Origin of the sequence: Sphingobium sp. LB126 (assembly GCF_002795205.1) — a bacterium.
Lineage (GTDB): Bacteria > Pseudomonadota > Alphaproteobacteria > Sphingomonadales > Sphingomonadaceae > Sphingobium > Sphingobium chungbukense.
On sequence record NZ_NETV01000001.1, the window covers coordinates 3,046,182 to 3,060,071 of the forward strand.

Sequence of the window (13,890 nt, forward strand, 5' to 3'; positions counted from 1 at the left end):
ATAGCCGCAATGAGTCGGGGGACGCGGCTGTAAACGGGGGTCATTTCATGCGTTATATGTTCGGTTACGCCGTCTTGTGCCTGCTGCTGGGCTGTCTGTCGCCCACGGCCATGGCGCAGGAGAAGTCCGCCGTCCGGCAGGGTTTCGTTCTCGATCCCCATTCGACCAGGATCCTGCTGTTCCGGCCGAAGGTGACGGTCGGCAGCCAATCGACCGCGGGCATGTTCGAGCCCAATGCCGACTGGACGCAGCAGGCGCGCGACAATCTGGATATGGCGCTGGGGGAGGCGCAGCAGAGGCTGGGCAATGAGATTGTCGTGCCGGACGATGTCCTGGGGCAGCAGGCCGAAAGCCTGGCGGAATATCAGTCGCTGTTCGCCATTGTTGCGCAGTCGGTGATCGAATTCCAGTTCTTCCCCGGCAACCGCCTGCCGACCAAGAAGCGGAAGGATGCGGCGTTCGACTGGACGCTTGGCCCCGGCGTGTCCGCGCTCGCCGCCCGATCCGGCGCGCGTTATGGCCTTTTCATCTTTACCGAAGATCAGTTCGGGTCGACCGGACGCAAGATTTTTCAGGTCTTTGCCGCCATGGGCGGCGTCGGCATCCAGTCGGGCCAGCATAAGGGCTTTGCCGGGCTGGTCGATCTTTCCAACGGCGATCTGCTGTGGCTGAACGCCGATCTCCAAATGGGCGGCGACGTCCGCACCGGGGAGGGCGCGCGCCGCCGCGTCGCCCAGTTGCTGGAGGATTTCCCCGGCAGCACTGCCGACTTTGCCGCCGCGGCCCAGTGAGACGGGTCTTGTTGCGGGCGATCCCGCTCCTGGCGCTGATGCTGCCGGTTATGGCGACCGCTGCCCCGACGCCTGCCGATCTGCCGCCCTATATGCAGGCCTATCAGCCGCAGGGCACGGATGAGCGCGGCCTCTGGATGCTGGCCGACGAGGATGAACGGGACCTCAGGGATTCGAAATTCGTCATCAACGATCCGGCATTGCAGGCCTATGTGGGCAGCGTGTTGTGCCGGGCGGTGGGCGAGGATCGCTGCCGGGGCGTGCGCATCTATCTGGTGCGGGTCGCTTCCTTCAACGCCAACATGGCGCCCAATGGGGCGATGCAGGTGTGGAGCGGGCTGCTGCTGCGGGTCCGGAACGAAGCGGAACTGGCGGCTGTCCTTGGCCATGAATTCGCGCATTTCGAACTGCGCCACAGCCTTGCGGGTTTCCGCCGTCAGCGTTCGGCCACGGACATTGCGGCCTGGGCTGCCTTTCTGGGACAATATGGTCCGACCATCCAGCAGGCCGCGATCGGATCGATCTTCCAGTTCAGCCGGGAGCAGGAAAAACAGGCCGACCTTCTGTCGCTCAAATATGCGATCCAGTCGCCCTATTCGGCGCAGGCCGCTTCCCACATCTGGCAGCGATTGATGGATGAGGCGGACGCGACCGCCCTGGGCCGCAAGCAGCGCAGCCAACGCTATGACCGGGTCGCCTTCTTCTCGACCCATCCGACCAATTTGGAGCGCGCTACCTATCTTTCCACCCTGTCCGCCGATGTCGCGGCAAAGCCGGAGGGGACGGAGGGCTATGCGGCGGCGCTCGCCAAATGGCTGCCGGATTTCCTGTCCGACCAGTTGAAGCTCAACGATTTCGGCGGGACGGAATATCTGCTTTCCTCGCTGGCGGGGGATCATTGGAGCGCGCCGCTGCTCTTCGCCCGCGCGGAACTCTACCGGTTGCGGGGCAATCCGCGCGATCTGGTGGCGGCGGCGGATTTCTACAAATCGGCCCTGACCGTTGATTCCGGCCTTTCGGAGGCCTGGCGCGGATTGGGCCTGTGCCTGATGCGCGACCGCCGGCAGGCCGAAGGGGCCGCCGCACTCAAAAACTATATCCGGCTGCGTCCGCAGGCAGCCGATATTTCCATGCTGAACGCAATGATCGGCGAATAGGACATCTCCCATGGCGAAACGAATTTTTTCCCTTCTGGCCGCGATGGGCGCGGCATTTTCGGCCCAGCCGCTGATGGCGGGCAATGCGTTGATGCCGGCGGGCACGTCGGTTGCCGTCGCCAAATCGGCGCTGACGGTCACGCCGGAGCGCGAGTGGAACCGGTTGTCGGCGCGCCCCGGCCGCAATTCGGAAACATGGACGCTGGACGGCGACGACCTCAACGGCGTCAATTTCTACAGCATCGAAACGGGGCGTACCCTGTTCCGGGAAGTGAGCAAGAAGACGAAGCCGCTGCCGCGCTTTTCCTCCACCATGTTGCTGACCGACATTCCGGCGTTGCTGGAGAACAGCTACCGCATCGCCCTGGGCACGACGCTCTTTTCCATGACGAGCATCGATCCGGTGCCGTTCCTGGGCGCGAAGGGCGTGCGCTTTTCCTACAGCTTCCGCAAGCAGATGGAGGATGTGTCGCGCCATGGCGAAGCGGTGGGGGCCATCGTCGGCGGCAGGCTCTATCTGATGACCTTCGACGCGCCGGCCATTCTCTATTTCGACCGGGATGTGGCTGGCTTCCGGCAGATCGTGACGTCCGCCCGGCTGGAAAACCCGGCGGTGCCCGCGAGGCGCTGAAAACGGCTGAAATGAAAAGGGGCGCTGCCGGGGGAGGCAGCGCCCCTTCCTTTACTGCCATGACTCCGTGGGGACGGACGTCATGGCGCAATGGCGGACCGGGAGGGTCTGTGGGGTGTGGCCCGCCAATTCTTCAGTGACAAGACGTCACAGGATGAAGTTAACCGTCGCCCGCAAGGAGATGGCGACGTGATTTTGTTGCTGCTCCGCGCCGAATTCGCCGCCCACGCGGAAACTTTCGGTGCCGCCGACAAGGCGCGCGCGCCCGGTCCAGCCGCTGGTCCGCTTGTCGGCGATCAGGGTGAAGTCCTCGCCACCAGTGAAATGCGCCGTCGTGTCGCCTAGCGAACCGCCGATGATCTGACGCCGTCCGCCTTCCAGTTCGACCCGCATCCAGCCGTCATCCCGGTTGAGGCTACCGAAATCATAACCCAGCGTCACATTGCCGCTGGCGGTCAGTTCATCGCTGCTGCGTCCGTCGACGATCAGGTTGAAGGCATCGCCGCCACCGGTTTCGCCATAGCCCTTTTCCTTGAGGCGGTAATAATCGATGCCGACCGCCGGGCGCAGGGTGAAGCGGTCGAAGTGCATCTCGTAGGAACCGCCCGCCGTCGCCGAATAGAGCGTGCCCGACCAGTCGCCCTTGGCGGTGCGGACGACGTCGCCGCTTTCGAAATGGCGGCTGCCGCTGAAGTCGATCTTCGCCGCCGACAGGCGGGCATAGGTTTGCAGCGGCCCCCAATCCCCGCGCCAGTGCGCCGCCAGTTCGAACTGGTCGGAATCGACCGCATTGTTCGTGATGCCTGAGGAATCACTGCCATGGATATAGGCGAACGACCCGCCGAACGCGCCCAGGCCGGTCAGATATTCCGCGCCGAAGCTCGCCCCCCAGCCGTTGATGTCATAGGAGCCGGTGTCGCCCACGCTTTTCGAACTGCCGAAGGCGACCTGCTGCAACCAGAAGCCCAGATGGCCGTCGGCCGTGCGGTAGATGCCGCCCGGATCGGACAGGATGCGGGCGGTGGCGCGCGAACCGGCCGTCACCGCCTCGAACGTGCCGCCGGCATGGTCGGGCAGCATCTGTTGCAGATCGGCCTTCAGCGTGCCTCCGTCCGTGATGGCGAGATAGGTTTTCGCCATCACGCTGTCCTTGTCCAGCGCATGGAAGATCGCGTCATAGGCCCGCGCCGTCGATCCGGTCAGGCCCAGTTCGGAGACCGTCTTGGCCTTGATCGACAAGGTGACCTCGCCGGTCGACGCATTGCCCGTCACCGTGCCGCTGAACATATAGGGGATCAGCGTGGTGCTGGAGAGGACGGGCGTGCCGGTCAGCGATCCGGCGCGGACGATCACATAATCGCCTTGTGAACCAGTGACGCTGGTGAGGGTGGCCTTGACCTGCGATCCGCTGGCGAAGGTCGCGGTGCCACTGACGTCGTACAGCGTATTCCTGTTGTTCGCTGCGTCGATCGTCACCCCGATGACCGAAGAACCGCCCATGGTCAGCGAAGCCAGTGCGATCGTGCCGGTGTTGGAGGCATTGAGCGTGCCGCCGTTCACGACCACCGCGCTGTTGGCCGCGTTGCTGATCGCGCCGTTGAACGCGCTGGTGCCCGACAGGATGAGAGTGCTCGCGCTGCCGCCGAAATCGACGCCGCCATTGACCTGGGACGTGCCTGACAGGTTCAGGCTGGAGCCGTTGCCGCCCAGGATGACGTCTCCCGTCAACGCGGACGAACCGGACAATGCCAGGCTGTTGCTGCCCGCGCCCAGATCGACGTCGCCGGTGATCGTGCCCGCGGAAACCGTGACGACGTCGTTGCCCGATCCCAGCCGGATGTCGCCTATGATCTTCGGCGCGGTCGCGGTCGCGGAAGCCAATGCCTGGGTCAGCGTTACGCCGCCGCTGTTGGCGGTCATGTCGATCGCGATATTCGATCCGTCCTTGCCGCCCGTGGCCGTGATCGCCCCGGTGTTGGCGAGGCTCGACACCGTGCCGGAGGAATCGAGGATGGCGGTGGCCGCTCCCTTGTCCGTGCTGAGCGCCGTGGCGGAGATGGTGCCGCTGTTGATGATGGAACCGCTGCTCGCGCCCGTATCGATCACCAGGGCGCGGGCCGATGTGCCGGCGAGGCTCGAACCGGTTGCGCCCACCGTGCCGCTGATCTGGATGGTGTTTGCCGTGGCGCCGCTGCCCAGCCGGACGGCGGTCGCGTTGCTGTCATAGGATATGGCGCCGACCGTTCCCGTGATCAGCATGCCCTTGGTCAACGCCACATCGCCGCCCAGGCCGCCGACGACCAGGCCGTTGGCGTTCACGCCGTTATAAACGCCATAGCCCGCGATGGCGCCCTTGACGATCAGGCCATAGCCGGAGCTTTCCGCCGCGACCGCGCCGATGACCGTGTCCGCCGTGGCGGATCCGATCTGGACCGATGGTGCCGCGCCATAGGTGATGATCGCCGCCGAACCTTCGGTGCTGTCCGTCAGGCCGTCATTGTCGACGTCGGGCTTGGTGCTGTCGAGCGTGGGAGGGATGTCGAAGATGATCCCGCCGGTGACATTGCCCGCGATCGTCACCGCCGACCCGCCTTGCAACAGGTCGTCGCTGTCCAGTTTCGACGTGTCGGTCGGCCGCGTGGTCGAACGATAGCCGGTGCTGGTCACGGAGCCCTGGATCTTGACCGCGCCGGTCACATCGCCCTGCAATGCCACGCCGACGCTGTTGGCACCGACCACGGTGGTCGTCCCGCGGATGGTGACGTTGCCGGTCACGCCATTGGCGATGACGCCATGGCCATTGTCGCCCAGGACGCTGGTGCCGCCGCTGGTCGAAAGATTGCCCACCAGCGGGCCGTCGATCCGGACGCCGGCGGACTGGTTGCCTTCGATCGTGATGGTGCCGCTGCTGTCGATGTTGCCGCTATGCACGCCGCCCGACTGGACCCAGATGCCATTGCGGCCCGTCCCCTTGGCGAAGGGGCCGTCGATGTCGCCGTCATTGTCGCTGTCGGTGGCGGTATAATTTTCATCCAGCGTGATGGTGCCGCTATGGGTGATGTTGCCGCTTCTGCCCGCGGTGGACAGGATGCCGGTCGCGCCGTCCGCATCCGATATCTTGAGCGTACCGGCGTTGCCGACCTTGTTGTTGCTGTCCTGGGTGATGGCGGTGCCGCTGGTCAGGGTGATCGAACCGGCGGAACTGACGGTGATGTCGTCGGCGGCACCATTGGCGGCGGTGGAGGTCTTGACGGCGGTGGTGGTGGACGAGCCGATGGTGGTTTCCGCCGCCGCATCGACCACCGTCAGGGCGACCAGAACGGGAGCAATGGCCGTGCAGGCCAGTAGATTTCGCATGATGTCTCCTCTGCGTGCCGCGCCTCTTTTCGATGAGCGCGCATGCGGCGGAGACGGCGCCCAAGCGCCCGTTCCGTCAGTAAAAAATAATGCGATGCAGGATCAGAAGGCGAAATCCAGCCCCAGCCGCACGGTTCGCGGCCGCAGCGGCGTCACATAATCGCCGCGCAGGTCGAAGGGCGTGCCGAGCGAGAAGCGGTTGCCGCTGCTGTCGAGCAGGTTGGAGAGCGACAGCGACCATTGCACGGCCCCGCGCGACAGGCTGGCGCTGAGCGCGGTGTCGACATAATCGCCCTGTTCGCGTCCCAATATCGGCCCCACGCCCAGCCGCGACTTGCCGACATAGCGCGCCGATCCGCTGAGGTGGAACCGCATATCGCCACCCACCGGCGCCCGATAGTCGAAGCCGATCCGCCCGCCCCAATTGGCGACGTTGGGCAGGGCGAGCGTCTGCCCCTCATAGGAGAGCATCCGCACGAACTGGGTCGGACGGCTGAGGCGGCTGTCGTTGAAGATGATGCTGCCGTCCAGTGTCAGACGCGGCACAGGGCGAACGGCGACCCGTCCCTCCACCGTATAGATGCGCCCGTCGCCGATATTGGCGGTGGTCGGGATGCCGATACGGTCGGTGACGTCGGCCTGGATGTCCCTCCACCTGGTATAGGCGACATTGCCGGTCAGCGCGACCGGATCGACGCCGGGCACGCCCTTGCGGAAACCCAGTTCCAGCGTCGAGGCGCGGTCGTTGCGGAAGCGCTGGATATGCTGGTCGTCCACCGCAAGCCCGCCGGGGCGGAATCCCTGCTGGAAACGGGCATAGAGCGTCATGCCCGGCAAGGCGTCGGTGAGGAGCGAGAGGGACGGGAGGAAGATCGTCTCGTTCCGGTTCGCCTGCGCCTCTGCCCTGGCGATGGCGGCGACGGACAGGAAGGCGATCGGATCGAGCGCCTCGCCGCTCAGGCGGCTGTTGGTCAGCCGTCCGCCGATCGTGGCGATCAGGCCCGTGACGGGTTCGAAGGAGGCTTCGCCAAACAGCGTCGCCTCACGGATGCGGTTGTGGACGCCGGTCGAGGATGCAGGCAAGCCGCGCCCGTACATCGGCACGCCGGGAATGACCTGTGTCTCGATGGGTGGCGTGCCATAGGAGGTCAGCGACCGCCGGATATCCGACGTGCTTTCCAGATAGGAGGCGCCCAATATCCAGCCCAGGCCATTGTCCAGGTCGCGGACGATGCGGTTTTCGGTGGAGAAGATGTCGACCTTGTTCCTTTGCCGGAACAGCGCTGCCGGGCCGCCGGGCGGCGTGGCATCGTAGCTTTCCGACAGGATATTGCGCACAAAGCCGGTCGAGGACACGAAACGCAGATCGTCCCATTGTCGCTCGATCCGCAGGTTGGCGAGCGCATAGTCGGACGAATAGGGCTGGGCCACCGCGGAGGCGCGTTTCAGATCCCCGATCAGCTTGGCGGCATATTGGGCATCGTCGCCCTTGATCCGCTGGTAGACGCCGGTGAGGTCGATGGTCCAATTCTCGTCCGGCGCGAAACGCAATGCTGCCCGGCCGCCATAGGTGCGGGTGCGGTTGACGTCATTCCTGCGGCGCAGGACATCGTCGATATAGCCGCCATCCTGCACGCCATAGCCGACGACGCGCAGTGCGATCTTTTCCGATATGATGGGGAGGTTGATCGTCGCGGCCAGATCGCCGCTCGGATCGCCGTGCTGCGTCGCGCCCAATCCCGCGGAAATCTGTCCCCCCGCACGCCCCAGATTGGGTGCATTGGGGATCATGCGCACGATCCCGCCCAGCGAACCGGCGCCATAGAGCGTGCCCTGCGGCCCCTCCAGCACCTCGATGCCCTGCATGTCGTAGAGCTTCAGGTCCGGATCCGGTGCGGCATAGTTGAGGCGCATGTCGCCCAGATACTGGCCGGTCGTCGCCTGCGTCGGCCCTGCGACCCCGCTATCGGCGATGGCGCGGATGAACAGCTTGTTCCGCCCAGCGCCCGCATGGGTGGAACTGAGGCTCGCCACGCGGAAGATCAGGCTGGCAGTCCCGCCCGCCGCCTCCGCGGCTGTGAAGCCGTTGTCACCGACCGCATCCACCATCCCGGCATAGCGGGGCAGGGGAGTGTCGCGCTTGGAGGCGGTGACGATGATTTCGGCGGGTTCCTGCTCGATCTCCGACGTGGGCGCGGCGACGGCGATGCGCCGCTGTTCATGCACCGCATGCGCCCGGACGATCCGATAGGTGTTGCCGTCGATCCGCCGGATGGCGGCGCCGCTGCCCCTGAGCAAGCGCTTGAGCGCGCCCTCCACCGACAGGCGGCCATGAACGGCGGGGGTGGCGATTCCGGCCAGCGACTGGTCCGACATGCCGATGCTGGCGCCGGTCTGGCGGCCGAGCGCGATCGCCGCCTCGCCCAGCCGTCCGGGGGCGATGCTGATATTCTGTCTTTCCGCCGCCCGCACGGGCGAAGCGGCCACTATGGCGAGGGCGGTGACGAAAAGGACGTCAGCGTGGCGGGCCATCCCCCTCCTTCAACAGCCAGACATCTCCCTGCCGGACGGCGCGCAGCCCCATCAGTGGCGCGGCCTGGCCAAAGAAACGCACGGGATCGCGGTCCAGGCGGATCGTGCCGGTAAAGCGCATCGCGCCCGCGCCTGGCGTGGCGTCCAGCTTGACCCCCAGCGACCGGGCGATATCGCCGCTGATCTGCGCGACCGGGGCATTGGCGTAGGTCAGGCGGCCCTGTCGCCAGCTTGCGACGCTATCCGTGGCGATATCCATGACGCGCAGGCCGCTTTCGTCGTGGGTCAGGGCGCGGCCCGCAGGCAGGGCGATCGCCTCCGCCTTCGGATTGTAGATCACCTCGCCTTCGGACACGCCGATCCGCGTCATGCTGCCGCTATGCACGATGTTGAAGACGGTGCCCGCATCCTCGAACACCGCCTCGCCCACGGTCACGCGGAACGGATTGGCGGCGTCATGACGGACGGTGAAGGCCGCCTCGCCGCCGTCGAGCGCCGCAAAGCGCGCGTCACGGCGGTCGAAGCGCATGGTCGTGCCGCCATTCAATTCGACGCGTGTGCCATCATCCAGCGCGACGGTACGGGTTTCGCCGGGACGGGTCGTGACGGTGTAGATGTCCGGCCGGTTCATGAGGTGCAACGAAACCACCCCGGCCAAGGCCGCCGCGACCGCGCCGCCCGCCATCGCGAATTTGGGCCAGCGCATCGGCTTCCAACCGCGCGGCCCGGCATCATTGGCAGGCACGGCGATGGAGACGGGCTCGGCCGGGACGATCTCCGCCAGATCGGCGTCGGCCGCCATCAGGGCGTCGTAGACGGCCGCATGCGCCGGATCAGCCTCCAGCCATCCGGTGAAGGCTTCCCAATCGGCAAATTCAGGATCGCGCGTGCGGATGACCCATCCGAGTGCCTCCTCATTCATCATGGCTACAGCCCTGTTCATGTCAGCCCCTCATCTGAGCCAGACGCCGCCGCCCGTCTCATTCCGTATCCATTTTCTGCTTGAGGGCGATCATGGCACGATAGGCCTTTTGCAGATCCTTCTCCACCGTGGTCAGGCTGACGCCCAGTTCCTCCGCGATCAACCTCTGGCCCACCCCCTCCAGGCGGAAGCGGCGGAAGACCAGTTCGACGCGCGGCCCCAGCGATTGCAGGACGGCGCGGGCCTCATCCAGCTTCTCGGCCAGGATCAGCCGCTCGTCTATCGCGATGTCTTCTGACGGATCGGCCATCACGCCGCCCGCACCTTCCGCCCAATCCTGTTCCCGCCGCCCGCGCCGGGTGGCGGAACGATAGCGGTCCAGCATCAGATTGTTCGCCATGCGATAGAGATAGGGCAGCGGGTCGGCGATCGGGCCGAGATCCTTCTCCTCCAGCTTCATCCACATGTCCTGCAACAGGTCCTCGGACTCGTCGCCCGCGCCGCGTGCGCGCAGGAAACGCAGCAGGGCGGGGCGGTTGTTCAGGAAGATGGCGGAGAGGCCGGTAGCCATGAAGAACGTGCGTCCAATGGGATCAGGCGGTTGCCATAAAGGGCCGATGGAGGTGTTGCAACGGGCAAGCAGCGGAAGGAGCGTGGCATTTACAGGACGCCCATGCCTGTTCTAGGGCCGGAGGGCAGGCCGGCAGGAGGATCGATGCAGCTTACAGGGCAGGTGGACGCAGCGGCGGCGCGGACAGCAGGCATGGATGCCGGGAAATTGCAGGCGTTGGCCGATTTCGTTCACGAAACCTATGTCGCGCCCGGCAAGCTGCCGCATATGCAGTTGCTGGTGTCGCGTGATGAGCAGCCGCTCCTTGCGGTTCGCAGCGGCTTGGCCCGGGCGACGGGTGAACCGCTGGCGGGGGACGCGCTCTATCGCATCGCCTCCATGACCAAGCCCGTGACCTCGGTGGCGTTCATGATGCTGGTCGAACAGGGGCTGGTTGCGCTGGACGATCCGGTGGCGAAGGTGCTGCCGGAATTTGCCGGCCTGGCTGTCGGCGCGGACGGCAAGGGACGGATGCAGCGGCCGATGCTGATGATCGACCTGCTGCGGCACACGTCCGGCCTCACTTATGGTTTGCAGCGGCAGACCGCGATCGACGCGCGTTACCGGGATCTTGGCCTCGACGAATTCCAGCAAAAGCGCAGTCCCGATGAGTTCATTGCCGCACTCGCCTCGCTGCCGCTGGAATTTTCGCCGGGAGAGCGGTGGAATTATTCGGTGTCGACCGACGTGCTGGGCGTGGTGGTGGAGCGCCTGAGCGGCCTCGATCTGGAGCGCTTTTTCCGGGAACATATCTTCGATCCGCTGGGCATGGCCGACAGTTTCTTCGAACTGCCGGAGGATCGTGTCGAGCGGATGACCGACGCCTGGCAACTCGGCCCGGATCGCACGCTTTCGCTTTACGAGCGGGGCGCACGCAGCGGCTGGCGCAGGCCATTGACACTGCGTTCCGGCGGCGGCGGACTGGTGTCCTGCATGGCGGACTATCACCGCTTCGCCCGGATGCTCCTGCGTGGCGGGGAATTGGACGGCGTGCGGTTGCTGAAGGCGGAGACAGTGGCGGCGATGCACGCCAACCACCTGCCGGGGGGCAAGGACCTTTCCAGCCTGTCCTCCTCCATGTTCAGCGAGGCGGACTATGCCGGGGTCGGCTTCGGGCTCGGCTTTGCGACTGATCTTGTGACGCAGGAATATTATTGGGGCGGGGTGTTCTCCACCTTCTTCTTCATCGACCCGGTGGAGCGGTTGATCGGCATCTTCATGACCCAGCATTTCCCGTCGAGCATCTATCCGGTGCGGGGGGAATTGCGGCGCGGCATTCGCGATGCGATCGTCGACAGGCGGGGAAATCCCGATTAAATTTGTTGCGCTGCAAAATTTGCTGTTGGCGAGGGGCAGGGGGCATGCAATCATCCCTGCCGAACGCACGGCAAAAGGGGCACGCGCCATGAACCTCAAAGGCCAACCCACTCTTCCCAAGCCCGCTCCCCGGCAGGTCGATCCGCAGGTCCTTGCCCATGAGATCGTCGAGCGGCTGACCTATCGCATCGGCAAGAATGCGGAGGCGGCGAAACCCCATGACTGGCTGCACGCCGTCATCCTCGCCATTCGCGACCGGGTGATCGATGCGTGGATCAACTCCACCCAGAAAACCTATGAGGAGCAGGGGCGCAGGGTCTATTATCTGAGCCTGGAATTCCTGATCGGCCGCCTGATGCGCGATGCGGCGTCCAACATGGAAATGCTGGACGACATGCAGGCGGCGCTGAGTTCGCTGGGTGTCGATATCGACATCATCGCCGCGCTGGAACCGGATGCGGCGCTGGGCAATGGCGGCCTGGGGCGGCTGGCGGCCTGTTTCATGGAGAGCATGGCGACGGTCGACGTGCCCGCCTATGGCTATGGCATCCGTTATGTGAACGGCATGTTCCGGCAGGAGATTTCGGACGGTTGGCAGGTGGAACTGCCCGAAACCTGGCTGACCCACGGCAACCCCTGGGAATTCGAGCGGCGCGAGGCGAGCTATGAGATCGGTTTCGGCGGCCGCGTCGATCCGTCGGAAAGCGCGGATGCCGGGCCGCACCAGATGCGCTGGCGGCCCGCCGAGCGGGTGATCGCCACGCCCTATGACACGCCGATCGCGGGCTGGCGGGGCAAGCGGGTCAATACGCTGCGCCTCTGGGAAGCGCAGCCGATCGACCCGATCCTGCTCGATCGCTTCAATGCGGGCGACCATCTGGGGGCGCTGACCGAGAGCAACCGGGCCGAGGCGCTGACGCGGGTGCTTTATCCGGCCGACAGTTCGCCTGCGGGACAGGAATTGCGGCTGCGGCAGGAATATTTCTTCTCCTCGGCTTCCTTGCAGGACATCGTCCGGCGCCACATTCAATATTTCGGCGATATCCGCACCCTGCCCGACAAGGCGGCGATCCAGCTCAACGATACCCATCCCGCCGTCGCGGTGGCGGAGTTGATGCGGATATTGCTCGATCATCATGGCCTGGATTTCGACGAAGCCTGGGACATGACCCGGCGGACGTTCAGCTACACCAACCACACGCTGCTGCCCGAAGCGCTGGAAAGCTGGCCGGTGCCGCTGTTCGAGCGCATGCTGCCCCGGCACATGCAGATCGTCTATGCGGTGAACAGCCGGTTGCTGGGCGAGGCGCGGCGGTCGGGCCAGTTCGACGACCGGTCGATCGGCACGATTTCCCTGATCGACGAAGGCGGCGAGCGGCGCGTGCGCATGGGCAATCTGGCCTTTGCCGGGTCGCACAGCGTCAACGGCGTGTCGGCGCTGCATACCGAACTCATGAAGGAGACGGTGTTCGCCGATTTCCACCGGCTCTATCCGGCGCGGATCAACAACAAGACCAATGGCGTCACCTTCCGCCGCTGGCTGATGCAGTGCAACCACGGGTTGTTCGAGCTGATCCGCGAGGCGATCGGCGACCGTTTCATGGACGATCCGGAGGCTTTGCGCGACCTCGATCGCTTCGCCGACGACAGCGCCTTCCAGGAGAAATTCCTGGCGGTGAAGCGCGGCAACAAGGTCGCGCTGGCCGACCTGCTGCGTCAGCGGGTGAATGCGCGGATCGATCCCGCCGCGCTGTTCGACATCCAGATCAAGCGCATCCATGAATATAAGCGGCAATTGCTCAACATCATCGAGGCGGTGTCGCTCTACGACCAGATCCGCTCGCATCCGGAAAAGGACTGGGTGCCGCGCGTCAAGCTGTTCGGCGGCAAGGCGGCGCCGAGCTATCACAATGCCAAGCTGATCATCAAACTGGCGGGTGACGTGGCGCGGGCGGTCAATCATGACCCGGCGGTGCAGGGGCTGCTCAAGGTGCAGTTCGTGCCCAATTACAATGTGTCGCTGGCCGAGGTCATGATCCCGGCGGCGGACCTGTCGGAGCAGATTTCGACGGCCGGCATGGAGGCGTCGGGGACCGGCAACATGAAGTTCGCGGTCAACGGCGCGCTCACCATCGGTACGCTCGACGGCGCCAATGTCGAGATGCGCGACCATGTGGGCGAGGAGAATATCGTGATCTTCGGCCTGACCGCCGCCCAGGTGAACGAGCGGCGCGCGCAGGGATATCATCCGCGCGATGTCATCGCTCAGAGCCGGGAACTGGGACAGGCGCTGGACGCTATTGCCAGCGGGGTCTTCTCGCCGGACGATCCGGGGCGTTACCGGGATTTGGTGCAGGGTATCTATGATCATGACTGGTTCATGGTGGCGGCCGATTTCGACAGCTATTCCTCCGCTCAGCGGCGGGTGGACGCGATGTGGCGCGATCAGGCGCTATGGGCGAAGATGGCGATCCACAATGTCGCGCGCATGGGATGGTTCTCGTCCGACCGCACGATCAGGGAATATGCGGCGGACATCTGGAAGCTGTCGGTTTGAGCGGAGGCCGGAATTA

General features: G+C 65.1%; 9 protein-coding genes. 5 read left to right on the forward strand and 4 right to left on the reverse strand.

The features are described from left to right. Positions 1-47: 47 nt before the first annotated feature. From CAF53_RS14945 to CAF53_RS14955, 3 genes are read left to right on the forward strand one after another with little or no spacing between them, the layout of a single operon-like run. Positions 48-791, forward strand: a complete 744-nt coding sequence (locus CAF53_RS14945) for a hypothetical protein (protein ID WP_046765723.1) — start codon at positions 48-50, stop codon at positions 789-791. An 8-nt stretch (positions 792-799) separates the two neighbouring features. After that, positions 800-1,948, forward strand: coding sequence for a M48 family metallopeptidase (locus CAF53_RS14950; RefSeq protein WP_242443447.1), 1,149 nt, complete (start codon positions 800-802; stop codon positions 1,946-1,948). 10 nt (positions 1,949-1,958) lie between these two features. Beyond that, complete coding sequence (locus CAF53_RS14955) at positions 1,959-2,579, forward strand: hypothetical protein (protein WP_100238492.1); 621 nt, start codon at positions 1,959-1,961, stop codon at positions 2,577-2,579. 147 nt (positions 2,580-2,726) lie between these two features. On the opposite strand, the gene CAF53_RS14960 is transcribed toward CAF53_RS14955, so the two are convergent. From CAF53_RS14960 to CAF53_RS14975, 4 genes are all read right to left on the reverse strand, one after another. Further along, positions 2,727-5,936, reverse strand: a complete 3,210-nt coding sequence (locus tag CAF53_RS14960) for an autotransporter outer membrane beta-barrel domain-containing protein (protein ID WP_100238493.1) — start codon at positions 5,934-5,936, stop codon at positions 2,727-2,729. A 102-nt stretch (positions 5,937-6,038) separates the two neighbouring features. After that, on the reverse strand, positions 6,039-8,468 hold the full coding sequence (locus CAF53_RS14965; protein WP_100238494.1) for a TonB-dependent receptor: 2,430 nt from the start codon (positions 8,466-8,468) through the stop codon (positions 6,039-6,041). Then, entirely contained in the window at positions 8,452-9,393 is a 942-nt protein-coding gene (locus CAF53_RS14970; protein ID WP_100238495.1) for a FecR domain-containing protein, read from the reverse strand. Before CAF53_RS14970 ends, CAF53_RS14965 begins: the two co-directional genes overlap by 17 nt. 55 nt (positions 9,394-9,448) lie before the next feature. Then, positions 9,449-9,961 carry an RNA polymerase sigma factor gene (locus CAF53_RS14975; RefSeq protein WP_046765728.1) on the reverse strand — a complete coding sequence of 171 codons (513 nt, stop codon included), beginning with the start codon at positions 9,959-9,961 and terminating at the stop codon, positions 9,449-9,451. A 144-nt stretch (positions 9,962-10,105) separates the two neighbouring features. Between CAF53_RS14975 and CAF53_RS14980 the strand changes: the two genes are divergently transcribed. After that, on the forward strand, positions 10,106-11,317 hold the full coding sequence (locus tag CAF53_RS14980; protein ID WP_100238496.1) for a serine hydrolase domain-containing protein: 1,212 nt from the start codon (positions 10,106-10,108) through the stop codon (positions 11,315-11,317). 88 nt (positions 11,318-11,405) lie between these two features. Next, complete coding sequence (locus CAF53_RS14985; RefSeq protein ID WP_046765730.1) at positions 11,406-13,874, forward strand: glycogen/starch/alpha-glucan phosphorylase; 2,469 nt, start codon at positions 11,406-11,408, stop codon at positions 13,872-13,874. The last annotated feature ends 16 nt before the right edge of the window (positions 13,875-13,890 follow it).

Bases quoted from the DNA above. Each gene is read 5' to 3' on its own strand.
- CAF53_RS14985 (WP_046765730.1), top strand. From the start codon at position 11,406: ATGAACCTCAAAGGCCAACCCACTCTTCCCAAGCCCGCTCCCCGGCAG.
- CAF53_RS14975 (WP_046765728.1), bottom strand. From the start codon at position 9,961: ATGGCTACCGGCCTCTCCGCCATCTTCCTGAACAACCGCCCCGCCCTG.
- CAF53_RS14965 (WP_100238494.1), bottom strand. From the start codon at position 8,468: ATGGCCCGCCACGCTGACGTCCTTTTCGTCACCGCCCTCGCCATAGTG.
- CAF53_RS14945 (WP_046765723.1), top strand. From the start codon at position 48: ATGCGTTATATGTTCGGTTACGCCGTCTTGTGCCTGCTGCTGGGCTGT.
- CAF53_RS14960 (WP_100238493.1), bottom strand. From the start codon at position 5,936: ATGCGAAATCTACTGGCCTGCACGGCCATTGCTCCCGTTCTGGTCGCC.
- CAF53_RS14970 (WP_100238495.1), bottom strand. From the start codon at position 9,393: ATGATGAATGAGGAGGCACTCGGATGGGTCATCCGCACGCGCGATCCT.
- CAF53_RS14955 (WP_100238492.1), top strand. From the start codon at position 1,959: ATGGCGAAACGAATTTTTTCCCTTCTGGCCGCGATGGGCGCGGCATTT.
- CAF53_RS14980 (WP_100238496.1), top strand. From the start codon at position 10,106: ATGCAGCTTACAGGGCAGGTGGACGCAGCGGCGGCGCGGACAGCAGGC.